We start from the raw sequence: 23,512 nt of genomic DNA on the forward strand, positions 1-23,512 counted from the left end.
CATCATAGAAGTAGCCATAGAAAAGGGTGTGAAGAAGGTGGTTGCCCTATCCACCGACAAGGCGGTAAGCCCCGTAAACCTGTACGGTGCCACCAAGCTAACCATGGAGAAGCTCTTCATTGCAGGCAATGCCTATGCGGGGGCAAAGGAGACCTCTTTTAGCATAGTGCGGTATGGCAATGTGGTGGGAAGCAGGGGAAGCGTCATACCTTTATTTTTAAAGCTCCTTTCAGAGGGCTGTAAGGAGCTACCCATTACCGATGAGCGTATGACAAGGTTCTGGATAAGCCTTGAAGAGGGTGTAAGGCTCGTTCTTTTTGCCCTTGAGGAATCGGAGGGTGGAGAGGTTTTTGTGCCAAAGATTCCGAGCGTGCGTATTGTGGAGCTGGCAAGGGCTTTGTGTCCTGACTGCAGCTTTAAGTTCATAGGCATAAGACCGGGCGAGAAGCTTCACGAGAGCCTTATAGCTGAAGATGAGGCAAGGGATGTAAGGCTTGTAGAGGGTGAGGGAAGGCATTATTTTGTATTGCTTCCGCAGTTTAGCTTTGAGGCAAAGGCTTTAGAAAAGTGGAAGGCTTTTCCAAAAATGCCAGAGGGCTTTTTCTACAGGAGCGACCAAAACGACTGGTGGCTGGAGGGTGAGGAGCTGAGAGCTTTTCTTAATAAAGCTCTGAAGGACGTTGAAACATGATACCCTACGGCAGACAGCTTATAGATGAAGAAGACATAAAGGCTGTGGTAGAAGTCCTTATGTCTGACTTTATCACCCAGGGACCAAAGGTAGAAGAGTTTGAAAAAGCTCTAACGGAGTATTGCCAAAGCCCCTATGCGGTTGTCTTCAACTCAGGCACTTCAGCCCTATACTGCATATACAGAGCCTTAGGACTTTCCGAGGGTGATGAGTTTATAACCACACCCATTACCTTTACCGCTACCGTATCCGCGGGAGTTCTCCTAGGTGCCAGGCCCGTTTTTTGCGACATAGAGCCGGACACGGGCAACATGAAGACAGAACTTCTTGAAAGCCTGATAACAGAGAGAACAAAACTAGTCGTGCCAGTGCATTATGCTGGGCATCCTGTGGATATGGAAAGGGTATGGCAAATAGCTCAAAAGTATGGTCTTTATGTGGTAGAAGATGCCTGTCATGCCCTTGGCTCCGCCTATAAAGGCTTCAAAACAGGCTCTTGCAAGTTCTCTCATGCGGTGGTCTTTAGCTTCCACCCTGTAAAGCATATAACTACAGGTGAGGGCGGTGCGGTGTTGGTAAAGGACAGAGAGCTTTATGAAAGGCTTTTAAGGTGCAGAAATCATGGCATAAGGAGGGGAGAGGACTGGGAATACTACGTGGAGTTTCCTTCCTTCAACTTTAGAATAACTGACTTTCAGTGTGCCTTAGGCTTATCTCAGCTTAGAAAGTTAGACGAGTTTGTGCATAAAAGAAGGCAAATAGCCAGTAAGTATTACGAAGTCTTAGGCAAAAACACAAGGCTTGAGCTTCCTGTAGAAAGGTCTTATGCTTACCATTCTTACCATCTATATCCTGTAAGGCTCAAGGAAAAGGAAAAAAGGAGGGAGCTTTTTAGATACCTTCGCAAGGCGGGTATAGGCGTGCAGGTACATTACATACCCGTCTACTGGCATCCCTTTTTGCAAAAGCTCGGTTATAAAAAGGGTCTTTGCCCCATAGCTGAAGACTTTTACGAGAGGGTTTTAAGCCTGCCCATATACCCGGGTCTGAAGGAGGAAGAATTTATTTATGTAGTAGAAAAGCTGGAGGAGTTTTTAAGTGTTTGAAAGGCTTATCTTAGGTAGTGCCAATTTTGGCATGGATTACGGTATATCCTGCGGCAGGAGACTTTCTAATGAGGAGGTCTTTCAAATACTTGATAGAGCATGGCAGGAAGGCATAAGATGGATAGACACCGCTCAAGCTTATGGCGGGTCCGAAGAGGTTATAGGCAACTATATGCGTCAAAAAGGAAGAATATTTAACATAATCACAAAACTACCCCATGAAAACTACGGAAACTATAAGGACATAAAAGAGAAAGTGTTAGAAAGTAAAAAGAAGCTACAAGTTGAAAAGATAAAGGTTTTACTTTTGCATTCCTTTAAAACTTTTGATGACAAAAGGGAATTAATGAGCGAGAGCCTTGAAAGGTTAAAAGAGGAGGGTCTTATAGAAGAATACGGTGTTTCTGTCTATCATGTAGAAGAAGTTTTTGATTTTTTCCATGTTATAAAAAAACCCTTTGTGGTGGAGTTTCCAGCGAACGTCTTTGATAGAAGATTTATCAGAAGGCTGAAAGAGTTAAAAGAGCTAAAGTTAAAGCTTTTAGCAAGGTCTGTTTTCCTTCAAGGTCTCTTCTTCCTGCCAGAGGAAAGACTTACGGGCTTTTTTGCTCCCATAAGGGACAAAGTGCTTTCTTTGAAGAAAAAGGCAGAGCTTTTGAACCTTCCTCTTTCCTGTCTTTGCCTTATTTTCGTGTGGCAATATTCTGACATAGAAGGTATCATATTAGGTGTGGATAACCTTAGGCAACTTGAGGAGAATTTAGAGTGCATTAGAAGCAATATAAGCTTTTCAGAAGTTCTTGAAGGCTTTGAAGTGGAAGATGAGAATATAATCCTGCCATATAACTGGAGGTAGAAATGAAGCAGTTGGAAGTTTTCAAAAACTACGAAGCGGACCGATGGTATGAGAGGAACAAAGAAAGCCTGAAGCCCAAAGATGATATAGTCATATGGCTTTTGGAAAATTATGGAGTATTAAAAGCGGAAAGTAGTGTGCTTGAAGTGGGTGCATCAAATGGTTGGAGACTTGCAAGGATTTATGAAAAGTACAAATGCAAAGTAGTAGCGGTGGAGCCATCAAAAAAGGCGGTAGAAGAAGGAAAGAAAGTTTTCCCCTTTATAGAGTTCTACAACATAGCCTTAGAAGAAATGGACTTTGAAAACAGCTTCAATGTGGTTATAGTAAACAGCGTATTGCACTGGATAGACAGGAAAAACCTTCTTCATGCTATAGCCCGCATAGACAGGGCTTTAAAAGAAGAGGGTTATCTTGTGATAGGAGATTTTCAGATGCCCATCTTTATAAAAAACCCCTACCATCACACACAGGAAGAGCTATATACTTACAAGCAAGCCTATAAGGAGCTTTTCTTGTCCTCGGGCTTGTATGTGGAGCTTGCCACCCTTTGCTACAACCACGACACAAAAGAATTTAGAGATATAAACCTTAAAAATCTCTTCTGTGTGAGCCTTCTGAGAAAGCAAGAAATATACCTAAGGCAGGATAAAGTGCTATGAGAGCAGGGCTTATAGTTCAGGCAAGAAACGGCTCTACAAGGTTTCCTAAAAAGATGCTCACTCAGATAGCAGGCAAAAGAGCCATAGAATGGGTATTATCAAGGGCTGGCAAGGTAGAGGCAGACCTTAAGGTGCTTGCCACCACATACCTTGAAGAAGATAACTCCTTCTGCCAGATAGCTCGCGACTTTGGCTGGGAAGTGTTAAAAGGAGACCCATCAGATGTGTTAAGCAGGTACGCACAAGCGGTAAGGTTTTATGAACTTTCCACAGTTATCAGGATTACAGGAGACTGCCCACTTATAGACCCAAGGCTTATAGAGATGGCATTTGATAAGTTTATGGAAGAGAAGGCAGACTACCTTAGTCTTGTGGGCATCATAGACGGCTTTGACGTGGAGGTAATTAGCGGTGATGCTATACTGCTGGCAGACAAGAGGGCAAAACTGCCTTCAGAGAGGGAACATGTTAGCCCCTACATAAGGAAGTCAAAAAGGACAAAAAAAGTTTTTTTTAAACCCTTTGAAGAAGACCTTTCTTACATACACTTGAGCCTTGACTATCCAGAGGATGCCAGAGTCATTGAAAGGATTATAGAGGCATTAAACTACAAAGAAGATTTTAGCTACCAAGAAGTGGTAGCCCTAATAAAGGAAAGACCAGAACTTTTAGAAAGGAAAGAGCATATAGTGGTTAATGAAGGCTATCTAAAGTCTTTAAAGGAAGACAGAGAATTCATAAAAAGCCTCAAAGGAAAACCTCTAAAGCTTGAAGAGTCTTTAAAACACTTTGAAAAAACAAAAAGGCTTATACCCAACTGCTCACAAACCTTCAGCAAGTCCTATCTTCAGTTTTCTGTGGGCGCAAGCCCTCTTTTTGTAAAGGAAGGAAAAGGATGTGAGCTTACAGACCTTGACGACAACCGCTATATAGACTACACAATGGGTTTGGGTGCATGTCTTCTGGGCTATGCCTTTGAGCCTGTGCTTGAAAAAGTTAAAAAGGAGCTTGAAAGAGGCACCGTCTTTACATTGCCAAGCTATTTAGAAACTCAGCTGGCGGAACTCCTTATAGAACTTGTGCCGTGTGCTGAAAAGGTAAGGTTTGGGAAAAATGGCTCAGATGTGACTTCTGCAGCGGTTAGACTTGCAAGGGCATATACGGGTAGGGACTTGATAGCCTGCTGTGGTTATCATGGCTGGCAGGACTGGTATATAGGCACTACCACGAGAAACAAAGGAGTCCCAGAGGCTGTGCAAAAACTTACTCTTACCTTTGAATACAACAACATAGAAAGCCTTGAAAGACTCTTTGAAGAATATCCTGACCAGATTGCATGCGTGATAATGGAACCAGTAGGTGTAGAAGAGCCAAAAGAAGGTTTTTTACAAAAGGTAAAGGAACTCACGCACAAACATGGTGCTTTACTTATCTTTGATGAAGTAGTTACGGGTTTTCGTTTTTCTCTTGGTGGTGCTCAGGAGTTTTTTGGTGTAGAACCTGACCTTGCATGCTTTGGAAAAGCCATGGCAAACGGCATGCCTGTATCTGCTGTGGTGGGCAGGGCTGAGCTTATGGACCTTTTTGAAGAGGTCTTCTTTTCCTTTACCTTCGGTGGAGAGACAGCCAGCATAGTCAGTGCCATAGCCACCGTAGAATACATAAAAGACCACAGTGTAATACCCTACATCTGGGAACAGGGAAGAAAGCTAAAGGAAGGCATACAAAAACTCATTGAAGAAAAGGAGCTTGAAGACCTTGTTTTTGTAAAGGGTTATCCTGTAAGGTTCTTGCTGGATTTTTACGGCGATAAGGCTCTAAAGCTAAAGACCCTCTTTCAGCAGGAGTGTGCAAAAAGAGGAGTTCTTTTTACAGGTTCTCATAACATGGCTCTGCCCCACACAGATCAGATAATAGAAAAAACCTTAGAAGTATATGACCGAGTGCTTGACATAATAAAGTATGCTCTTGAGTATGACATGGTAGAAGAGCTTATTGAAGGGAGACTCTTAGAGCCTGTCTTTAGGAGGATGTGATGCTTGGTGAATGCAAAAAAAGGTGGTAAGGCAATTTGAGTAGGAATTGAGAAGTATAACAGGAAAAGACCTGAAGGTGTACCTCTATGGTTCTTATGCGAGGGGCGATTTTGACCAACAGTCAGACCTTGACATACTTATATAGGAAAAGAAGGTGAGTGGGACTGTGGCATGATAACAACAGCGAATGAGCCACTAATTGACAGGGAAGACAACATAAAGATATACTATTCTGGTGCCAGCTTTAGCCATGCCTATGGAGAGATAGTGGCTACATAAGTAGCATGCAGAAAGATGATTACGAAGGAGGATGTTATAAGCTTTTTTGCTCCGACTTTTTTATTTTTATTATTCTTTTTTGTATTTTTTAGTTTGAGATTTGCGATCTTCTCCTTGATGAAAAGGTCTCTAAGTAAGCTAAATTTTTTCCAAGTGATCTACAAGACGTTAAGAATACCATCTATACTATGGGTATTCGCTTTGTCTCTCTATTTGACCCTCTACTTTTCTGAATATCTTCAAAAACACAAAAAGTACATTGTAGCTGTAGAAAAATTTATAGAAGGTGTAATAATACTCTCGGTAACTTTTGTCATTGCCGATGCAGTTATAGAAATTATCAGGTTTTATGTAAGGAAAGCCAATATATCGCTACCTCCAACCGCTCTCATATTTGCTCTGATAAAAGCTACAATACTTGCCTTAGGTATAATTACTCTTCTCAGTTCCTTTGGAATACCTGTTACACACTTTATAACTACCTTAGGGGTTGGTGCTTTAGCGGTGTCTTTAGCCCTACAAGGAACTCTGTCTAATTTCTTTTCAGGTTTGAACCTAATAGCTTCAAGACAGGTAGAGGTAGGTGACTTTATAAAACTTGAAAACGGTGAGGAGGGTTTTGTTCAAGATATAACTTGGATGAATACGGTTATAAAGAGGAGGGATAATAACCTCATTATAGTACCCAATTCAAGGCTTGTCAGTTCCATAATAATAAATCATAGGAAGCCCGATCCATCCATGGCTTTGGTCATTCCTATGGGTGTAAGTTACTCTTCGGATCTTGAGAAGGTTGAAGAAGTAACCGTTCGCATAGCAAAGGAGGTACAAAAAAGTGTGCAAGGAGCCGATCCAAACTTTGAACCTTTCATAAGATACAGCAATTTTGGAGACTTTAGCATAAACTTCAGTGTTATTCTCAGAGTACTTGATCCTGACGCTCAGTTTTTGGTTAGGCACGAGTTTATAAAGAGGATAAAGAGGGAATACGAAAAAGAGGGAATAGACATTCCCTTCCCTATTAGAAAGATTTACTTGGAAAAAGATATAAATTTATGATGATGAGGGGAGCGCTTGAAGTTTTACCCTTTATACTGTTCTTTGCTGTAGTTTTTGCTTTCATTTTTGGCAGCGAGCTTATAAAAATCTTGGGAGGTTTTATTATGGGTCTATCACCTTTTGTGGTGATCCTCGTGGCAGTTGTACTTTTTCTTGCGGTTAGTATTAAGATAGTGCCTGAATACCAAAGAGCGGTTATCTTCCGACTTGGGAGAGTCATAGGAGCAAAGGGTCCAGGGCTTTTCATACTCATACCTGTAATAGATAGGATGGTTAAGATGGATCTACGGACTGTGACTCTTGATGTTCCCACACAGGATATCATAACCAGAGACAACGTATCGGTAAGTGTGGATGCGGTGGTATACTTCAGAGTAGTGGATCCCGTAAAAGCGGTGGTTGAAGTGGAAAATTACTATTATGCAACATCTCAGATAGCACAGACTACATTAAGAAGCGTTTGCGGTTCTGTGGAACTGGACGAGTTACTTGCTGAAAGGGAAAAGCTTAATATAACCCTTCAGGAGATCATTGACAGACAAACGGATCCATGGGGTGTAAAGGTGGTATCCGTTGAACTCAAAAAGATAGATCTTCCCGAAGAACTGAGGCGTGCTATGGCGAGGCAGGCTGAAGCAGAAAGAGAAAGGAGGGCAAAGATCATAACCGCTGAAGCTGAGTATCAGGCAGCACAAAGATTGGCGGATGCTGCCAAAATCCTCTCTTCCGAACCTCTCGCACTTCAATTGAGATACTTAGAAACTATACAGACGGTAAGTACTAAGCCTGGCAATACTCTACTCATTCCCATACCTTTTGAGATGCTGAAATTTTTAGACAAGAATGAAGAAAAAATACAGGGTAAAAGTTAATCGTATAGGGATAGTGTTTATAGGTATAACGGTGTTCTTTGGAGTCGCAGCAGTTAACACCTCAAACAACTTACTCTACCTTATAGTATCCTCCATGCTATCCTTTATGCTGACATCAGGCTTACTTTCCCTTTACAATTTGAGAGGTCTAACCCTGAAGCTTATACCACCTGCGGAGGTTTACGCAGGCAGATACGAAACTTTTAGATTAATTGTCGAAAATGGAAAGATCTTCCCTTCCTTTCTCATATCTTTCCCTTCAAAACTCAAAAGGGAGACGCTTCCTGTTATATTTAAAAGGGCAGAAACAACTGTGGATCTTTATTTTGAGAGTAGAGGTTTCTACGAGAGCGTACGGCTTACTGTAGCAACGACCTTTCCAGTAGGATTATTTGAAAGATATTATGTAGAAGATGTTCCACTTAACCTTGTTGTATTTCCTGCACTTTCCCCTGCAGAACTGAAAGTTTATGATCATAGGGATACAAAGAGGAGTGGAGAAAGTCTTTTTAGTCTTACGAAGGGTTATGACGAGGTTCATTCCATAAGGGAATACAAAGGTGAACCCGTAAAGTTGATCCATTGGAAAGCTTCTGCCAAAACAGGCAGTCTTTACGTAAAGGATACGTATTCGCAGGAGAAAAGCCCTGTAGTGCTTTCCCTTGAATTGGTTGATGGTAATACGGAAGAGAAAATTTCTAAGCTATCTTATCTAGTTGTGAAACTCATTCGTGAAGGCTATCCGGTGGGACTAAAAATTGGTGAGAACTTTATAAAGCCCGCAACCGGTGAAATACATAAAAGGAAGCTACTCACAACTTTAGCCCTCTTCAAATAAAGCTTTAGGGTAAGAGCCGAGTATTTTTATAATGCGATTCTCCTTTGTAAGTTTGTCAAGAGCCATCTTTACGTTTTCATCTTCCATATGCCCATCCAGATCCACGAAGAATACGTAATCCCACGCCTTTTTTTTGGAAGGTCTTGACTCTATCTTTGTTAAGTTAACCCCGTAAAGGTAAAAACTCTCAAGCGTTTTGTAAAGGTCACCCGGTTGGTTTCTGACAGCCAGGATGAGGCTTGTTTTGTCCTTCCCTGTTCTTCTCATGTTCCTGTTTCCTACTATGAGAAATCTCGTAAAGTTGTTGGGACTTTCTTGTATATTTTCCGCAAGTATATTCAGGTGATAGGTGTAAGATGCTACTTCACTGGCAATAGCTGCAGAATCTTCAAGTTCAAGAACTATCTCGCATGCCCTTGCAGTACTTTCAGTTTCAACGATCTGAACTTTTGGAAGATTTTTGTCTATCCAAGTTCTACACTGAGCCAAAGCGTGCCTATGCGAATATATTCTCTTTACGCTTTCTAAACTTGGAAGATTGGAGAGGAGATGAAGTCTTATGGGAATGACCACTTCACCAACTATCTTAAGATCGTACTCCAAAAACATGTCAAGGGTGTAATTGACAACCCCCTCTATGGTATTTTCCACAGGTACAACTCCGTAATCAGCCCTACACAGATCCACCTCGTTAAAGACGTCCCTTATGGTACTTACAGGAAGGTAGTGTACAGAAAAGCCAAAATACTCAAGTGCAGCCTGATGTGTGAAGGTAGCTTTGGGTCCAAGGTAGGCAACTCTGAGTGGTTTTTCCACCGCCAGACAAGCTGAGATGATCTCTCTGTATATATGAAATAGTGCCTCTTCCGGAAACTTCCCACCGTAAAGTTCCTTGTTTAGTTTCATAAGTCTCTCAAAGATCTCCCTCTCCCTTTCGGGAACGTGGATTTCAAGACCAGAAGCCTTTTTCAGTTCACCTATCTTTTGAGCTATACCGAGTCTTTCGTTCAGTAATCTTAGAATCTCTTCATCTATACGATCTATCTCTTTGCGCCAAGTCCCAAGTTCTTCCATAGGAATAGTTTAAATAAAAATACCCGCCGTTTTTTACGTAAAGATTTTCTTTGCCTCTCTGTTTCCAATATTTGCGCCTTTTCCTGTAGATATCCCTTAAGTAAGATGGAAGTGTCAAGCTGGGATGTTTACCCCTTGCTATGCTGCGAAGATGCCACCACCACTTCTGTGGAGGTTGTGCTTCATCATCATACATTGGCTCATCGGATCTATCAAGAAGTTCTACGAATCTGTGTACATTCTGAAAGAGCTTTCTATCCGTCTTTTTTACGTAAACGCTTTCTTCAAGACCTTCCTGGTGTATCTTCTCCCTCAACTTTATTATGAGATCAGGATAACCCACGCCATAGCTCAACAACATCTCTACCTCTGCAAAGTAAATGTAATCTACATCAAGTTTTCTTTTTAACTCTCCCATATAACTTATTATATACCATGACAAAAATCATTGTAGTAGGAAGCGGTGTAATAGGTCTTAGCTGTGCCTTTTTGCTGGCTTTGGAGGGCTATAGTGTAAGGGTTATAACCAGAAATCCTGAGGAGGCTACCTCCTGGGTGGCTGGTGGTATGCTGGCTCCCTTCTCTGAGGGGCTACAAGGCGTGCTTTTTGAATTCTCTTACGAAAGTCTTAGAGAGTACCCGTCCTTCGTGGATTTAGTCAAAGATGTGTCGGGTCAGAAGGTAGATCTCTGGATGGATGGTATAAATAGGGTGATTTTGAAAGGTGAAGAAAAGCTACTTGAAAAGGCTGAAGCTTACGCAAAAATGGGTTTTCGCGTTGAGATGCTGGATCGCTTACCGTATCTTTCGAGAAAAGTGCAGACCGTGGTACATTATCCAGAGGAGGGATGGGTGGATGCTGAAATGCTCATGGATGCCCTTCTTTTCGCTGTCAGCAGATTGGGAATTGAAATTGCAATCGATCATATAGTCAAAGTAGATACAAAGGACAAAAAAGTGATAGGTTTAGAGGGTTTAAAAGGCAGGTACGAAGCGGATTTTTACCTTTTCTGTATTGGAGCTTGGACGAGAACACTCTTTGATGTTCCAGTATTTCCAGTAAAAGGGCAGGCTCTAAAGGTAAAAGATGGTTTACACCGTAAAGTACATTATTCCTCCATATGCTATATCATTCCCAGGAGTAAGTACATATACTTAGGAGCTACATCGGAGGTACAGAGCTTTAATACCGATATAACCCTCGAAGGGTTAAGGTCCTTATCGGAAAATGCGATACGCCTTATCCCTGCAATGAAAGGAGCGCGTTTCTTTTCTGCATTAGTAGGCTTTAGACCAGCATCGCCGGATGATCTGCCCATCTTTAATATAGGGGAAAATTATATGCTTCTTACCGGCCATCACAGGAACGGCATTCTTCACGCACCACTTACCGCAAAACTTGCAAAAGATTACTTAGTTTACTCAAAAGAAAGTCCCTATATAAAAGCCTTTTCTTCAGATAGATTTAAAAATCCATGATTTTCGTTAGCACTTTTTGTAAATGGGAATATAATAAATGATCCACTAAGGTAAGGAGGTTTTTATGAAGGTGAAGGTAATTCAAAGAGAAGACTTTCACTTTATAGGCGCAGGTGAATCAGGACGGGAAGTACCCATTGATGCGGCGGGATACGTAGGTGGTAAAGGTAGAGGCATAAGACCCCCAGAGCTTTTATTTCACTCCATAGCGGGTTGCGTAGGCATACACATCTATGAAGCCCTCCATAAGGAAGGAAAGCATACAGAACACATAGAGATTGAAACAGACGCAGAAAGGGTCACAGAAGGCTACCCAAAGGTCTTTACCAAAATATACCTATTTGTAAAGGTCAAGGGTGAAGTTTCCAAAGAGGATGTGAAGAAGGCTTTGGACAAAACCATATATGACCCCGGTACATGTTCTATAGCATACATGATAAACAAAGTAGCACCCATAGAGTATAAGATTGAGCTTCTGTAAGGAGGCTATGCATGTTTAAAAAGGTGCTAATTGCCAACAGGGGTGAAATAGCCTGCAGGATAATAAGGGCATGTAAGGAGCTGGGCATAAAGACAGTTGCCATATACAACGAGATAGAATCCACCGCACGCCATGTGAAGATGGCAGACGAAGCCTATATGATAGGTGTAAATCCCCTTGACACTTACCTCAATGCGGAGCGTATAGTAGATTTAGCTCTTGAGGTGGGTGCGGATGCCATACATCCGGGCTATGGCTTTTTGGCGGAGAACGAGCATTTTGCGAGGCTCTGCGAAGAAAAGGGTATAAACTTTATCGGTCCTCACTGGAAGGTGATAGAGCTTATGGGTGATAAGGCGAGGTCAAAAGAGATTGCCAAGAAGACTGGTCTTCCCACCGTGCCCGGAAGCGATGGCATTCTCAAGGACGAGATGGAGGCAAAGCGGATAGCAAGAGAGATAGGCTATCCTGTTCTTCTCAAGGCTTCTGCAGGAGGCGGTGGTAGGGGTATAAGGATATGCAGGAACGAGGAGGAGCTTCTCAAAAACTACGAGCTTGCCTACAACGAGGCTCAGAAAGCCTTTGGCAGGGGGGACCTTTTGCTGGAAAAATACATAGAAAACCCCCACCACATAGAGTTTCAGGTGCTTGGAGACAAGTATGGCAATGTGATACACCTTGGAGAGAGGGACTGTTCCATTCAGAGGAGAAACCAGAAGCTGGTGGAGATAGCACCTTCACTACTGCTGACACCCGGCAAAAGAGCCTATTATGGAGAGCTTGTAGTGAACACCGCAAAGGAAATAGGCTATTACAGCGCCGGCACCATGGAATTTGTGGCGGATGAAAAGGGAAATATCTATTTTATTGAGATGAACACCCGTATTCAGGTGGAGCATCCCGTCACTGAAATGATTACGGGCATAGACATAGTAAAGTGGCAGATACGCATAGCGGCTGGCGAGCCTCTAAGATATAAGCAGGAGGATATAAAGTTTAACGGATACTCAATAGAGTGCAGGATTAACGCAGAAGACCCCAAAAAGAACTTTGCACCAAGCATAGGCACTATAGAGAGGTATTACGCGCCCGGTGGCTTTGGCATAAGGGTGGAGCACGCCGCTTCAAGGGGGTATGAGATAACACCTTACTATGACTCTATGATAGCCAAGCTGATAGTCTGGGCACCACAGTGGGAGGTGGCGGTGGATAGAATGAAGGCAGCCTTAGAGACCTATGAGATAACGGGCATAAAGACCACCATACCCCTTCTTATAAAGATTATGGAAGACCCGGATTTCAGAGCTGGAAGGTTCAACACCAAATACTTAGAGACGCATCCCCACCTCTTTGAGTACGAAGAAAAGCTTGGCAAAGAAGACTTTGTTGCCTTTTTGTCCGCGGCGATAGCCGCATATCATGGACTGTAGATGGTAGACTTATTAGCAGGTTTGTTTAGAGATGAGGCTATGGTGGCGAAGATAAGGAAAAAACTGCCGTATCTGTTTAAGCTGGCTGAGCTGGAGGTGTCAAGAGGAGGAAAGGTAGGTATGGAAGCCGGAACTTTGAGAGAAAGAGTTGTAGTTGCTATGCTCAAGTATTATTTTGGTGAGCATAAAGTTAAAGAGCCTGATATAATCACGCATGAAGTTGATGTAATTCTTGAAGGGCATAGCAATCCCATATCAATAAAAACAAAGACAGGAAGGGGATATTCAGGTGTCAAACTTGTATGGACTGTGGACTGGAAAAAGGTAGATGAGTTTGTTGAAATATATAAGCCGAAGGCAGATATACTTTTCTCTCGTATAAACTGGGATGGTATCGGAGAGTTTTGTTATATACCGCTTAAACTTCAGCTTGAATTGTTTGGTAAGTATGGAGGATTATACTTTAAAAAGCCAAAAAAAGAAACTAACCCAAGAGGAGTAGAGATAAGCTCTGATGTTTTACAGGAAGCGGTAGCAACAGCAAAAAATATGGGCTATGTTATAGATATATACTGGAAAACTGCTAACATAGGCTATGACCCATACAAGAGGTGGATAGATTTATGGGCAGAAGAGTAAAAGGCACTGCAACTTATAGCTTTGGAGCTGGTGGAAGGTTTGCGCATGATTCAAGCAAATTCTACTCACGAAGGCTTATTGAAAGTTTTGCAGAGCGGTATAGAAGGGAAGAACTTATATCAGAGGAGCAAGAGTTTCCTAAGGAGCTTTTAAATAAAATACTTTGTAAATCTTCAGAGGATATGTCCGAAATACCTGACAACAGCGTGCATCTCATGATAACATCTCCACCTTACAATGTGGGTAAGGAATATGATGATGATTTGGATTTTGATAGTTACAGGAGCTTTTTGAAAAGGGTCTGGAGGGAAGTCTATAGAGTTCTTGTGCCGGGTGGTCGTGCATGTATTAACGTGGCAAACCTTGGAAGAAAGCCTTATATACCTCTTCATGCCTTTATAATACAGGATATGTTAGAGATAGGTTTCTTAATGCGTGGTGAAATTATATGGGTAAAAGAAGGAGGCGGGGCACCCTCTACTGCCTGGGGCACATGGCTTTCTGCAAAGAACCCTGTGATAAGGGATGAACACGAATATATACTGATATTTTCAAAGGGAATGTATGAGAGAAAGAAAAGCGGAAGTAAAAAGGATACCATTACAAGGGATGAATTTCTAACCTATACAAGAAGTGTCTGGTATATGAAGTCAGAATCAGCAAAGAAGGTAGGACATCCCGCACCCTTTCCAGTAGAGCTACCCTACAGGCTCATTCAGCTATACACCTTTGAAGGTGATGTGGTACTTGACCCCTTTATGGGAAGCGGTTCAACCGCCCTGGCAAGCATAAAAACAAGCAGGTTCTATATAGGCTATGAGATAAACCAAGAATATATTGAGCTGGCAAACTTAAGGATTAAAGAATTTTTAAAAGGAGGTAAGGCATGCACGCTGTGGAGATAATGGAAGAGATTCAGGAGAAGCTAAAGGAGTATGAGAGGTCCGGCTACAAGAAGAAAATACTTATAACGGACCTCACACCGAGAGATGGGCAACAGTGTAAACTTGCAACGCGCGTGAGAACGGAGGATCTGTTACCTTTGTGTGAAGCTATGGATAAGGTGGGCTTTTATGCTGTTGAGGTATGGGGGGGTGCTACTTACGATGTGTGCCTGAGATACCTCAAAGAGGATCCTTGGGAGAGGCTCAGGCGTATAAAGGAGGTAATGCCCAACACAAAGCTGCAGATGCTCTTCAGAGGTCAAAACATCGTAGGATACAGACCCAAGTCTGACAAACTGGTTTATAAATTTGTTGAAAGAGCCGTAAAGAACGGTATCACCGTATTCAGAGTGTTTGATGCTCTTAATGACAACAGAAATATCCAAACCGCGGTGAAAGCCATAAAGGAGTTCGGAGGCGAGGCGCATGCAGAGATAAGCTATACGAGAAGCCCTATACATACGTACAAAAAATGGATAGAATACGCCCTTGAGATAGCGGAAATGGGTGCGGATTGGCTTTCCTTTAAGGATGCTACTGGTATTATCATGCCCTTTGAAACTTACGCTATCATAAAAGGTATTAAGGAGGCAACGGGTGGAAAACTCCCGGTGCTGCTACACAATCATGATATGAGTGGAACAGCTATAGTTAACCACATGATGGCTGTGCTTGCGGGAGTTGATATGTTGGATACGGTTCTGTCACCTCTTGCCTTTGGATCCTCACACCCTGCTACAGAGTCCGTAGTAGCTATGCTCGAAGGAACACCTTTTGATACAGGTATAGACATGAAAAAGCTGGATGAACTTTCTGAAATAGTAAAACAGATAAGAAGAAAGTATAAAAAGTACGAAACTGAGTATGCAGGTGTGAATGCCAAGGTACTTATACATAAGATACCCGGAGGTATGATATCTAATATGGTAGCACAGCTGATAGAAGCGAACGCATTGGATAAAATAGAAGAGGCTCTTGAAGAGGTACCCAACGTTGAAAGGGATCTGGGACACCCCCCTCTCCTTACACCCTCCTCTCAGATAGTAGGTGTGCAGGCGGTTCTCAATGTCATATCGGGCGAACGCTATAAGGTAATAACAAAGGAAGTCAGGGATTATGTGGAGGGCAAATACGGAAAGCCTCCGGGTCCCATATCAAAGGAGCTGGCGGAAAAGATACTGGGTCCGGGTAAAGAACCCGACTTTTCCATAAGAGCTGCGGACCTGGCGGACCCCAACGACTGGGACAAGGCTTATGAGGAAACAAAAGCACTGCTTGGTAGAGAACCCACCGATGAAGAGGTGCTTCTTTACGCCCTCTTCCCCATGCAGGCAAAGGACTTTTTCGTAGCGAGGGAAAAAGGAGAGCTTCATCCTGAACCCATTGACGAACTTATAGAAGCAACAGAAGTAAAGCCAGGAGTAGTTCCTGGTGCTGCACCTATTGAATTTGAAATAGTTTATCATGGAGAGAAGTTTAAGGTAAGGGTTGAGGGTGTAAGCGCCCACTCAGAGCCCGGAAAGCCTAGAAAGTACTATATTAAAGTGGACGGAAGGCTTGAAGAAATACAGCTGACACCACTGACGGAGGCTATACCTTCTACAGGTCCTTCACAGGCTGTACTGCAGGCTGAAGAAAAAGGAATACCTAAAGCTACACAGCCAGGTGATGCTACGGCTCCTATGCCGGGAAGGGTAGTCAGGGTGTTGGTAAAGGAAGGTGATAGCGTTAAAGAAGGGCAAACGGTAGCCATTGTGGAAGCTATGAAGATGGAAAATGAGATACACGCCCCTATAAGCGGTATAGTGAAAAGGATATTTGTAAAGCCGGGAGATAATGTAACTCCTGATGATGCCCTCCTCAGAATAGAGCCTGCAGTTGAAGAAACTAGCTACGGTTAAGAAACCATTTCTAAGAGCCTTGCCTCCCCTGAACCACAGGGGAGGATCTTTCCTATTTCACCTTTAGTTCTTAATATATAGCCCAAGGCGATATCACCTTTAGAATTTACGGAAGTTATAACACCGATATCTTTTCCCTCTTCCTTTATCTTGTCTCCTTCCCTTACTCCTCTTACTTCAAACTTAGCTAAGGTTCTTGGGGTTCTTCCTCTGTAATAAACTCTCGCTATAGCTTCTTGTCCCACATAACATCCTTTGGTTAAGCTTATGGCATAAGAAAGCACACCCGCTTCTAAAGGAGAAAAACCTTCTCTTAGCTCTTTGCGTATTCTCGGTATTGTTCTCTCAATCCTCAAGTCTTCAAACTCTTCTTCTTTAATTCTATCCATATCTTTGAGTAAATCTTCTAACCTTTCCCTCTCCCCGATAATGTCATAACCTTCCTCCCTCAGGCGTATGTGATTCCTCGCTAAAATAAACCTATCACTCTTTATGACTTCCCCGTCACTTAAAGTTGCGTTGAAATGTTCCTTTATAAACTGAGAAGATCCTTCCCCGAAGATAAAAATGTGTCCGAGATTGTCAGTAAGATCCTCAAAATAAACCCTTAGGGAAAGCTTTAGCTTTTTGAACTCCTCAACGATGCTTTCCCCCTTAGCTTCCGTATCCAATACGTACTGATCGTTGAGCTTGTATACGAAAAAATCTTCAATAGGAGTACCGTTCTGTCTAAGCCATAGGTTGTAAGATAGGCTACCATCTTTCATACCTTTTATGTCGTTACTCAAAAGGCTATGCAAAAAAGCTGTATGTTCTTCACCCATTCCCTTTGGTAAAACCCTGCCTTGCTTTCCGTAAACCCTTATCTTGCTCCTTTCAAAAATCACAGCCCTCATGGGTTTATAAATATAATATCCTCCATGAACGAGTGTTTTATACTTGCGGGAGGACAAAGCAGACGGTTTGGCGAGGATAAGGTGCTTTTTCAGATAAAAGGAAAAAGATGTATAGAGTATGTGTTGGATGCTCTCGCTCCCGTGTGTGACAGGCTTGCCGTAGTGGGAAAAGACAGCAACAAGCTTTTCAGTCTGAGAGATATTGAGTTTATATACGATTTAATCCCACAGCAAGGTGCACTCGTAGGTATATATACAGCCTTAAAAAATACGAAAACTGACAGGGCGCTTATTGTTAGTGTGGACATGCCACTCATAAAATCGTCTGTTGCGAAGTATATAATTGATCACTTCAAAGAACCCATAACCATCTACTGTATAAGGGATAAGATCTATCCTCTCTTTGGTGTGTATAAGAATACGGTGTATGAGGAGCTTGAGAGTTACCTCAGGAACGGTAAAAAGAAGGTAATGGAGTTTCTGGAAAGGGTTGGTTACCACTGTATAAGGGAGGATGAGATTCTCAAGCTTGATCCCGACCTTTCATCTTTCGTAAACATGAATACAAAAAAAGATCTGGAGATTATATTAAAACTCATGGGTAGGACTAAATTAAAAGTAAGCGGTATGACTTGCGAACACTGTGCTAATACAGTGAAAAAAGCTCTCTTTGCCTTAGAAGGTGTGTCTGAAGTTAATGTGGATTTACAAAAAGGTGAAGTGGAAGTGGTCACACAGAAAGATGTACCTTTTGAAAGTTTCAAGAGTGCCATAGAAGAGTGGGGATATAAGGTTTTAGGTGAGGTTTGAAGAGCTAAAAGTTGAACTTAAAGGCATAAAGCTAATAGGTGAAGGATGGAGAAGCTATATATACAGAGCTGAATTTCTCGGTAAGGATGTAGCTGTAAAGGTAGCCAAAAACAAAAGTGTACAGCAGGCAATAAACAAAGAGGCCCATATACTTGAGATGCTCAAAGGGATGAAGAACTTTCCTCAGATCCTCGTATATGGAGAGGATTTTGTGCTTTACGAATTTATAGAGGGAGTGCCCTTTGAGAAGTGCATCCTTACACCTGAAGAAAAGAACAGAATCCTTTTAAAAACCCTTGAGCTTGCCTATCTCCTTGATAGGATGTGTATATCAAAGGATGAATTTCATAAGTTGGACAAAAACTTGCTTGTGGATAAAAGTGGAGAAGTTTACATAATAGATTTTGAAAGGGGTAAAATCTCCTGCAAAAGAAAAACCAACATTACGCAGTTTATACAGCTTCTCATGAGGGAAAAATACTTAGATCTTAAGGAGGCTGTAGATCTCGGAAAGGCGTACATAAAGGAGCCTGAGAGGGTGTTTAATGAGCTTAAAAGAATTCTTGTTAGCAGTTTACGAGAGACTACTTGAGTTTTATGGGTACCAGAGATGGTGGCCCATTGATACGTCTTATCACTCACGGATGGATACGGATCCAAGAGATGAAATAATTATATCTGCCGTGCTTGTACAAAATACAAGCTGGAAAAATGTGGAAAAGGCTCTTGAGAGAATGAAACGGAAGGGTATTTTGTCTCTTGACTTTGTACGAAAGGTGGATGAAAAAACCCTTCAAGAACTTATAAGACCGGCAGGTTTTTACAGGTTAAAGTCTCACAGATTGAAAGAAGTGGCTTTTTTCTTAAATCCTACAGAAAAGGTCAGTTATGTAAAACGGCAAGAGCTTCTGAAGGTGCGAGGAATAGGAAAAGAGACTGCAGACGCCATACTGCTTTATGCCGGAAATAGGCTGAATTTCGTCATTGATAAGTATACGCACCGTTTGATGGAACGACTTTACGGATTGAAAGGTAGCTATGAAGATCTCAAAGAGACCTTTGAGAAACATTTACCTAAAGATGTGGGGATTTACAAAGAGTTTCATGCCCTTATAGATGAGCATGCAAAGAGGTTTTGTAAAAGCACCCCCCTCTGTGGGGGATGCCCTGTAAAAGAGATGTGTATCAGTGCAGACCCATCTTCTTAAGTATCCTTCCCCTCCATATCCATATAAGTATGCCCATAATTAAGAGGTAAGCTATAGTAAAAACACCCATAAGTGTTCTCTTTGCCTGTTCGGAGGGGGAAGGCTCTGACACAGATCTCAGATAAGAAATTATTTTTGCTGTATCTTCTGGTCTTCCCATCATAACAGGTGGCATGGTAGTACCGGGAAGCACCTTTTGTGGATCAAGTATGAAGTTAAAAAGATACTCCTTACCTCTTGAGAGATACATGGTTGAGAGGTCAGGCGGTATTTTACCGAAGGACTCTTTAAGTTGAGAAAGCTCAGTGTAAAAGGCGCTTTCGTAAACTTCTGCGGGAAGGACTTTCCCATAATGTTCCTGTAGGGCTTTTAAGTTAGGATTTGCCTGTATGGATGCAGGATAAACAGCGTCATACCTTACCGAATGACACGCTTGGCAGTTCTGCTCAAAAAGCTGTTTCCCTTCCTTCGCATACTTCACATCTTCAACTATTTTCTCATACTGATTTGGTATCTCGTACTTTTCATGGGGTGCAAAGATATTATTTATCCATATGATATAAAAGAAGACAAGCGTCAAAAGTGTAAAAAACACCGCCTTTATCATCTCTTTTCACCTCCTCTCGCTTTATACCAGCCCCACTCTATAACGGATATTATCGGCAAGGATATGAAGAAGGCAAAAAGCAACGCAGTAAAAGTAAGTCCCAACATGGCGTTTGTAGGAGTAGGTGGCATAGTTCCTAAAATGGTTAGAGCCATAGCCGATAAGACTAGCAGTACAAACATTACGAAAAATAAGGGTCTTTTCCTCGCACTTTTATAAGGGGAAAAATCAAGGAAAGGAAGTAAGAGCAAAAGCAGTAGCGTCACGCTAAAAGCTATAAAGCCCAAAAACTTCTGAGGTATTGACCTGAATATGGTATAAAAAGCCAAAAGATACCATTCAGGTGCTATATGAGGCGGAGTTTTGAAAGGGTTTGCAGGTTCAAAGTTATCGGGTGGCAAAAAGTGGTGCATGTAAAAAAAGACAAAGAAGAAAAAGAGCGCAAGATAACCCATAACGTAAGCTCCCTCTTTAAGTGTCATGTAAGGATGAAAGGGTACACCTTCCTTCTTCTTATCTATTTCCACACCTTCAGGGTTTGATATGCCCGCAGCCCTCACCAGGTACAGGTGAAACCCAACAAGACCCAGAAGTATGAGAGGCAAAAGCCAAATGTGTAAACCAAAGAATCTTCCCAGAGTTATCTGTCCAAGTTCGTATCCTCCCTTCATCCATACGGATATAGTCTCGCCTAAAGCACCGGGAATAGCTGTTGGTATCTCGGTAGTAACCACCATGCCCCAATAAGAAAGTTGTCCCCACGGTAAAAGGTAACCAGAAAGGGCGGTAGCCAAAAGTATAAAGAATATAAACCATCCCACTATCCATGTAAGCTCCCTAGGTTTTTTGTAAGCATTGTAGTATATACCGGTGAACATATGGAGATAAACGAGAGCCAAGAAGAAATTAGCTCCAGCTGCGTGAACGTGCCTGAAGAGCCACATAAAGGGTATTTCCTTCATTATTGTGTAGTTAGCGCTGTCAAAAGCCGCGTGAACGTTCGGTTGGTAATACATAGTTAGGAATATACCAGATACGATCTGTATAGCAAAAGCTATGAGAGCCATAACTCCGAAAGCGTAAGGGAAGGTCAAACCCTTAGGTACTTTGTAATCAACCATTTGTGAACGCCAAAGTTCGCTTATATGCGCCCTTTCATCTATCCATCTTCCTATTTTTCCGAACATACCTCAACCTCCTTAAGTTTGTTCTTTAATAAATCCAGGCTCGCCTATGATAAGTTTGTTTCCCTGAAGGTTTTGAGGTGGTATATGAAGAGGTAATGGAGGAGGACCTGCGATGTTGTCACCCCAGGGAGAATAAAAGCCCCCGTGACAAGGGCAGTGAAAGACGGGATAGTTATATTCTGCCTCACCCTGAGGTTTCCAAAGAGGGATACAGCCAAGATGCGTACACACCGCTATTAAAGCGTAAGCACTATGTCCATTTAGGAGCTTTCTGTTTTTATCCTCCTTGACGGTGCCATTCCATTGAAAGTTGGCAGGTAAATGTACTACAAAAACAGGTTTCCCCTTCCATGACACAACCCTCACATTTCCTTCTGGTATTTGAGATATATCTACCTCTACCTTAGCGGCAGCTAAGGATGCGGCGCTGGGAGCCAGGGTTTTGATTATGGGATACAAGACTCCCGCAACCCCTACAACCCCTAGTCCGCCTATGGCAAGACCAATCAGATCTCTCCTTGAGGCTTCCATGGTATTACCTCCTGAGCATATTCATAACGGATTAATTATATCACCAAACAACAAAAGGGATAAAAGGAGTTTTTAATACCTTTTATCTGTGATGGAAATTCTTATATAATTATAAGCTGGTGTTATTAAAGTTCTTAAGGAGGTTAAGCTATGAGCAAGCATGTGGTGATACTCGGCGGTGGGATGGGCGGAATAGCCACCGCCTATGACCTCAGAAAGCTGGACAAAAACCTCAAAATCACAGTTGTATCTGGAAGACCGTATTTTGGCTTTACGCCTGCATATCCACACTTAGCCTTAGGCTGGAGGAAGTTTGACGACATTACCATGCCTTTAGCTCCTCTACTCTCAAAGCACGGTATAGAGTTTATCAACGAAAATGGTGAGAGTATAGATCCAGATGCCAGCAAGTTAAGAACCACAGGTGGTAAAGAGATCTCTTACGATTACTTGGTTATAGCTACAGGTCCAAAACTGGTATTTGGCGCAGAAGGACAAGATCAGTATTCTACCTCCGTATGTACTGCAGAGCATGCAATGGAGCTAAATAGGAAGCTTGAAGAGTTCTACAGAGATCCCGGGCATGTGGTAGTGGGTGCTATACCGGGTGTCAGCTGTTTTGGTCCAGCCTATGAATTTGCTTTTATGCTTCATCACGAACTTAAAAAAAGAGGGATAAGACACAAGGTGCCTATAACTTATATAACTTCAGAACCTTATGTAGGTCACATGGGTTTGGGTGGTGTAGGTCCTTCAAGGAGGCTTATGGAAGATACTATGGCGGAAAGGAGCATAAAGTACATTACCAACGTAAAAATAACTAAGGTAGAGCAGGATAAGGTGATTTATGAAGATCTTGAAGGTAAGACTTACGAAGTTTCCTGCAAACTCTCCATGATCATGCCCAGATTTATGGGTCCTGAGGTGGTAGCTTCAGCGGGTGACAAAGTGGCAAACCCTGCCAACAAAATGGTTATAGTAAACAGATGCTTTCAGAACCCAACTTATAAGAACATATACGGTGTTGGAGTTGTAACAGCTATACCTCCTGTTGAGCAAACTCCTATACCAACAGGTGCACCAAAAACTGGCATGATGATAGAACAGATGGCACTGGCTGTAGCTCATAACATAATAAACGACATAAGGAATTCAACAGACAGATACGCACCCGAGCTTTCAGCTATATGTGTAGCTGATATGGGTGGTGACGCTATGGGATTTTTTGCTTCACCTGTTATTCCACCCAGATCCGTGGTGAAATACAAAAAAGCTGTTTGGATGCACTGGTTTAAGTCAGCCTTTGAAAAGTACTTCATGTGGAAAATAAAGAGTGGTGATGTGGCACCCTTCTTTGAAGAAAGTATGTTGAAGTTTATGTTTGGTGTTCACCCCATACACCTTTGCAGGGATTGCTCAGGCTCTCCCGGATCGGCTTGTTAATCCTTTCTCAAATAAACTACGGAGGCGCCTGCGCCTCCTTCCTTGGGATAACCCTCCCTGTGGAATATGACGAGTTCGGAACTTGATAAAAATTCCTCCACGATTTTTTTCAAAACTCCATAACCGTGTATAACTTTTACGCTTCTGGCACCGAGCTTATGAGCTTCCTCCAGAAATAGTTCCAATTTGTAAAGTGCTTCATCTACAGATAGACCCGTGAGATTTATTTCTGAAGGTAACCCTCTCTTTATTTCAAAACTCGCCATGCTGTCTTCTTCGTTTCTTGCTGGAGGCTCGGTTCTTCTGAGATCCTTCAAACTCACCCAGGCTTTTATACCGCTAAAGGTAACACTCGCTTTGTCTCCTTTTATTTCAACCACCCTTCCTTTTGAACCCATCAGCTCTACCCAATCACCTACTCTTATTTCTTCAACTTTTAACCTACTTTCTATGTCTTTTCTCTTTTCCTTTATAAACTCTCTG

Annotated in this window: 26 protein-coding genes; 19 read left to right on the forward strand and 7 right to left on the reverse strand. The window is 42.3% G+C overall.

Annotated elements, in window-relative coordinates; translation table 11 throughout:
* The 9 genes from ABWK04_02070 to ABWK04_02110 all read left to right on the forward strand — a co-directional run.
* The coding region (locus ABWK04_02070; protein ID MEZ0360674.1) for a polysaccharide biosynthesis protein at nucleotides 1-691 on the forward strand (691 nt) is incomplete at its 5' end.
* Nucleotides 688-1,797: a UDP-4-amino-4,6-dideoxy-N-acetyl-beta-L-altrosamine transaminase gene (gene pseC, locus ABWK04_02075; protein MEZ0360675.1), complete on the forward strand. Its 1,110-nt coding sequence runs from the start codon at nucleotides 688-690 to the stop codon at nucleotides 1,795-1,797. The genes ABWK04_02070 and pseC, both read left to right, overlap by 4 nt.
* Entirely contained in the window at nucleotides 1,790-2,653 is an 864-nt protein-coding gene (locus ABWK04_02080) for an aldo/keto reductase (protein MEZ0360676.1), read from the forward strand. The genes pseC and ABWK04_02080 overlap by 8 nt, the downstream gene beginning before the upstream one ends.
* Before the next feature lie 2 nt (nucleotides 2,654-2,655).
* Nucleotides 2,656-3,315, forward strand: a complete 660-nt coding sequence (locus tag ABWK04_02085) for a class I SAM-dependent methyltransferase (protein ID MEZ0360677.1) — start codon at nucleotides 2,656-2,658, stop codon at nucleotides 3,313-3,315.
* Nucleotides 3,312-5,351 carry an aminotransferase class III-fold pyridoxal phosphate-dependent enzyme gene (locus ABWK04_02090; protein ID MEZ0360678.1) on the forward strand — a complete coding sequence of 680 codons (2,040 nt, stop codon included), beginning with the start codon at nucleotides 3,312-3,314 and terminating at the stop codon, nucleotides 5,349-5,351. The genes ABWK04_02085 and ABWK04_02090 overlap by 4 nt, the downstream gene beginning before the upstream one ends.
* Nucleotides 5,352-5,397: 46 nt before the next feature.
* Complete coding sequence (locus ABWK04_02095; GenBank protein ID MEZ0360679.1) at nucleotides 5,398-5,496, forward strand: nucleotidyltransferase domain-containing protein; 99 nt, start codon at nucleotides 5,398-5,400, stop codon at nucleotides 5,494-5,496.
* Nucleotides 5,497-5,783: 287 nt separating this feature from the next.
* Nucleotides 5,784-6,689, forward strand: coding sequence for a mechanosensitive ion channel family protein (locus ABWK04_02100; protein ID MEZ0360680.1), 906 nt, complete (start codon nucleotides 5,784-5,786; stop codon nucleotides 6,687-6,689).
* Entirely contained in the window at nucleotides 6,689-7,561 is an 873-nt protein-coding gene (locus ABWK04_02105) for a slipin family protein (GenBank protein ID MEZ0360681.1), read from the forward strand. Before ABWK04_02100 ends, ABWK04_02105 begins: the two co-directional genes overlap by 1 nt.
* Nucleotides 7,533-8,399 carry a DUF58 domain-containing protein gene (locus ABWK04_02110; protein ID MEZ0360682.1) on the forward strand — a complete coding sequence of 289 codons (867 nt, stop codon included), beginning with the start codon at nucleotides 7,533-7,535 and terminating at the stop codon, nucleotides 8,397-8,399. The genes ABWK04_02105 and ABWK04_02110 overlap by 29 nt, the downstream gene beginning before the upstream one ends.
* On the opposite strand, the gene pheA is transcribed toward ABWK04_02110, so the two are convergent.
* Together pheA and ABWK04_02120 are read right to left on the reverse strand one after the other, a co-directional pair.
* Nucleotides 8,382-9,473 carry a prephenate dehydratase gene (gene pheA / locus ABWK04_02115; GenBank protein MEZ0360683.1) on the reverse strand — a complete coding sequence of 364 codons (1,092 nt, stop codon included), beginning with the start codon at nucleotides 9,471-9,473 and terminating at the stop codon, nucleotides 8,382-8,384. The two genes, ABWK04_02110 and pheA, sit on opposite strands and share 18 nt — an antisense overlap.
* The gene (locus ABWK04_02120) at nucleotides 9,427-9,891 is read right to left on the reverse strand and encodes a hypothetical protein (GenBank protein ID MEZ0360684.1); all 465 of its coding nucleotides are present in this window, start codon (nucleotides 9,889-9,891) and stop codon (nucleotides 9,427-9,429) included. Before ABWK04_02120 ends, pheA begins: the two co-directional genes overlap by 47 nt.
* 17 nt (nucleotides 9,892-9,908) lie before the next feature.
* Between ABWK04_02120 and thiO the strand changes: the two genes are divergently transcribed.
* The 6 genes from thiO (at nucleotide 9,909) to cfiA (ending at nucleotide 16,347) form a co-directional block, all read left to right on the forward strand.
* Complete coding sequence (gene thiO / locus ABWK04_02125) at nucleotides 9,909-10,952, forward strand: glycine oxidase ThiO (protein MEZ0360685.1); 1,044 nt, start codon at nucleotides 9,909-9,911, stop codon at nucleotides 10,950-10,952.
* Between the two features lie 64 nt (nucleotides 10,953-11,016).
* Nucleotides 11,017-11,433, forward strand: a complete 417-nt coding sequence (locus tag ABWK04_02130) for an OsmC family protein (protein MEZ0360686.1) — start codon at nucleotides 11,017-11,019, stop codon at nucleotides 11,431-11,433.
* Nucleotides 11,434-11,444: 11 nt separating this feature from the next.
* On the forward strand, nucleotides 11,445-12,863 hold the full coding sequence (gene accC, locus ABWK04_02135) for an acetyl-CoA carboxylase biotin carboxylase subunit (GenBank protein MEZ0360687.1): 1,419 nt from the start codon (nucleotides 11,445-11,447) through the stop codon (nucleotides 12,861-12,863).
* The gene (locus ABWK04_02140) at nucleotides 12,864-13,502 is read left to right on the forward strand and encodes a ThaI family type II restriction endonuclease (GenBank protein ID MEZ0360688.1); all 639 of its coding nucleotides are present in this window, start codon (nucleotides 12,864-12,866) and stop codon (nucleotides 13,500-13,502) included.
* On the forward strand, nucleotides 13,487-14,407 hold the full coding sequence (locus tag ABWK04_02145; GenBank protein ID MEZ0360689.1) for a site-specific DNA-methyltransferase: 921 nt from the start codon (nucleotides 13,487-13,489) through the stop codon (nucleotides 14,405-14,407). Before ABWK04_02140 ends, ABWK04_02145 begins: the two co-directional genes overlap by 16 nt.
* The gene (gene cfiA, locus ABWK04_02150) at nucleotides 14,389-16,347 is read left to right on the forward strand and encodes a 2-oxoglutarate carboxylase large subunit (GenBank protein MEZ0360690.1); all 1,959 of its coding nucleotides are present in this window, start codon (nucleotides 14,389-14,391) and stop codon (nucleotides 16,345-16,347) included. Before ABWK04_02145 ends, cfiA begins: the two co-directional genes overlap by 19 nt.
* On the opposite strand, the gene ABWK04_02155 is transcribed toward cfiA, so the two are convergent.
* Nucleotides 16,344-17,243, reverse strand: coding sequence for a folate-binding protein (locus ABWK04_02155; GenBank protein ID MEZ0360691.1), 900 nt, complete (start codon nucleotides 17,241-17,243; stop codon nucleotides 16,344-16,346). The genes cfiA and ABWK04_02155 overlap by 4 nt on opposite strands.
* A 24-nt stretch (nucleotides 17,244-17,267) precedes the next feature.
* Between ABWK04_02155 and mobA the strand changes: the two genes are divergently transcribed.
* From mobA to ABWK04_02170, 3 genes are read left to right on the forward strand one after another with little or no spacing between them, the layout of a single operon-like run.
* Nucleotides 17,268-18,053, forward strand: coding sequence for a molybdenum cofactor guanylyltransferase MobA (mobA, locus tag ABWK04_02160; protein MEZ0360692.1), 786 nt, complete (start codon nucleotides 17,268-17,270; stop codon nucleotides 18,051-18,053).
* Nucleotides 18,043-18,645 (forward strand): serine/threonine protein kinase, encoded by a 603-nt coding sequence (locus ABWK04_02165; protein ID MEZ0360693.1) that lies wholly within the window; start codon nucleotides 18,043-18,045, stop codon nucleotides 18,643-18,645. Before mobA ends, ABWK04_02165 begins: the two co-directional genes overlap by 11 nt.
* A complete protein-coding gene (locus ABWK04_02170) occupies nucleotides 18,599-19,261 on the forward strand; it encodes an endonuclease III domain-containing protein (GenBank protein ID MEZ0360694.1) in 663 nt (220 codons plus the stop codon). The genes ABWK04_02165 and ABWK04_02170 overlap by 47 nt, the downstream gene beginning before the upstream one ends.
* Here the strand turns inward: ABWK04_02170 and ABWK04_02175 are convergent.
* The 3 genes from ABWK04_02175 to petA are packed head-to-tail and all read right to left on the reverse strand — an operon-like array spanning nucleotide 19,239 to nucleotide 21,586.
* The gene (locus ABWK04_02175; protein MEZ0360695.1) at nucleotides 19,239-19,868 is read right to left on the reverse strand and encodes a c-type cytochrome; all 630 of its coding nucleotides are present in this window, start codon (nucleotides 19,866-19,868) and stop codon (nucleotides 19,239-19,241) included. The two genes, ABWK04_02170 and ABWK04_02175, sit on opposite strands and share 23 nt — an antisense overlap.
* A complete protein-coding gene (locus ABWK04_02180) occupies nucleotides 19,865-21,055 on the reverse strand; it encodes a cytochrome bc complex cytochrome b subunit (GenBank protein ID MEZ0360696.1) in 1,191 nt (396 codons plus the stop codon). The genes ABWK04_02175 and ABWK04_02180 overlap by 4 nt, the downstream gene beginning before the upstream one ends.
* A 12-nt stretch (nucleotides 21,056-21,067) precedes the next feature.
* Nucleotides 21,068-21,586: a ubiquinol-cytochrome c reductase iron-sulfur subunit gene (gene petA / locus ABWK04_02185; protein MEZ0360697.1), complete on the reverse strand. Its 519-nt coding sequence runs from the start codon at nucleotides 21,584-21,586 to the stop codon at nucleotides 21,068-21,070.
* Nucleotides 21,587-21,736: 150 nt separating this feature from the next.
* On the opposite strand from petA, the gene ABWK04_02190 reads away from it, so the two are divergent.
* Nucleotides 21,737-23,029 carry an FAD-dependent oxidoreductase gene (locus ABWK04_02190; GenBank protein MEZ0360698.1) on the forward strand — a complete coding sequence of 431 codons (1,293 nt, stop codon included), beginning with the start codon at nucleotides 21,737-21,739 and terminating at the stop codon, nucleotides 23,027-23,029.
* Here the strand turns inward: ABWK04_02190 and ABWK04_02195 are convergent.
* Nucleotides 23,026-23,512 (reverse strand): Smr/MutS family protein (locus ABWK04_02195; GenBank protein MEZ0360699.1); only part of this gene is annotated, 487 nt, incomplete at its 5' end. The genes ABWK04_02190 and ABWK04_02195 overlap by 4 nt on opposite strands.

The organism is Hydrogenobacter sp., from assembly GCA_041287335.1.
In the GTDB taxonomy this organism is placed as follows: domain Bacteria; phylum Aquificota; class Aquificia; order Aquificales; family Aquificaceae; genus Hydrogenobacter.

What these genes read in the sequence shown, in the direction of transcription:
- pseC (MEZ0360675.1), top strand. Translation starts at nt 688, where the DNA reads ATGATACCCTACGGCAGACAGCTTATAGATGAAGAAGACATAAAGGCT.
- ABWK04_02085 (MEZ0360677.1), top strand. Translation starts at nt 2,656, where the DNA reads ATGAAGCAGTTGGAAGTTTTCAAAAACTACGAAGCGGACCGATGGTAT.
- ABWK04_02090 (MEZ0360678.1), top strand. Translation starts at nt 3,312, where the DNA reads ATGAGAGCAGGGCTTATAGTTCAGGCAAGAAACGGCTCTACAAGGTTT.
- ABWK04_02105 (MEZ0360681.1), top strand. Translation starts at nt 6,689, where the DNA reads ATGATGAGGGGAGCGCTTGAAGTTTTACCCTTTATACTGTTCTTTGCT.
- ABWK04_02110 (MEZ0360682.1), top strand. Translation starts at nt 7,533, where the DNA reads ATGAAGAAAAAATACAGGGTAAAAGTTAATCGTATAGGGATAGTGTTT.
- pheA (MEZ0360683.1), bottom strand. Translation starts at nt 9,473, where the DNA reads ATGGAAGAACTTGGGACTTGGCGCAAAGAGATAGATCGTATAGATGAA.
- ABWK04_02120 (MEZ0360684.1), bottom strand. Translation starts at nt 9,891, where the DNA reads ATGGGAGAGTTAAAAAGAAAACTTGATGTAGATTACATTTACTTTGCA.
- thiO (MEZ0360685.1), top strand. Translation starts at nt 9,909, where the DNA reads ATGACAAAAATCATTGTAGTAGGAAGCGGTGTAATAGGTCTTAGCTGT.
- ABWK04_02130 (MEZ0360686.1), top strand. Translation starts at nt 11,017, where the DNA reads ATGAAGGTGAAGGTAATTCAAAGAGAAGACTTTCACTTTATAGGCGCA.
- accC (MEZ0360687.1), top strand. Translation starts at nt 11,445, where the DNA reads ATGTTTAAAAAGGTGCTAATTGCCAACAGGGGTGAAATAGCCTGCAGG.
- ABWK04_02140 (MEZ0360688.1), top strand. Translation starts at nt 12,864, where the DNA reads ATGGTAGACTTATTAGCAGGTTTGTTTAGAGATGAGGCTATGGTGGCG.
- ABWK04_02145 (MEZ0360689.1), top strand. Translation starts at nt 13,487, where the DNA reads ATGGGCAGAAGAGTAAAAGGCACTGCAACTTATAGCTTTGGAGCTGGT.
- cfiA (MEZ0360690.1), top strand. Translation starts at nt 14,389, where the DNA reads ATGCACGCTGTGGAGATAATGGAAGAGATTCAGGAGAAGCTAAAGGAG.
- ABWK04_02155 (MEZ0360691.1), bottom strand. Translation starts at nt 17,243, where the DNA reads ATGAGGGCTGTGATTTTTGAAAGGAGCAAGATAAGGGTTTACGGAAAG.
- mobA (MEZ0360692.1), top strand. Translation starts at nt 17,268, where the DNA reads ATGAACGAGTGTTTTATACTTGCGGGAGGACAAAGCAGACGGTTTGGC.
- ABWK04_02170 (MEZ0360694.1), top strand. Translation starts at nt 18,599, where the DNA reads ATGAGCTTAAAAGAATTCTTGTTAGCAGTTTACGAGAGACTACTTGAG.
- ABWK04_02175 (MEZ0360695.1), bottom strand. Translation starts at nt 19,868, where the DNA reads ATGATAAAGGCGGTGTTTTTTACACTTTTGACGCTTGTCTTCTTTTAT.
- ABWK04_02180 (MEZ0360696.1), bottom strand. Translation starts at nt 21,055, where the DNA reads ATGTTCGGAAAAATAGGAAGATGGATAGATGAAAGGGCGCATATAAGC.
- petA (MEZ0360697.1), bottom strand. Translation starts at nt 21,586, where the DNA reads ATGGAAGCCTCAAGGAGAGATCTGATTGGTCTTGCCATAGGCGGACTA.
- ABWK04_02190 (MEZ0360698.1), top strand. Translation starts at nt 21,737, where the DNA reads ATGAGCAAGCATGTGGTGATACTCGGCGGTGGGATGGGCGGAATAGCC.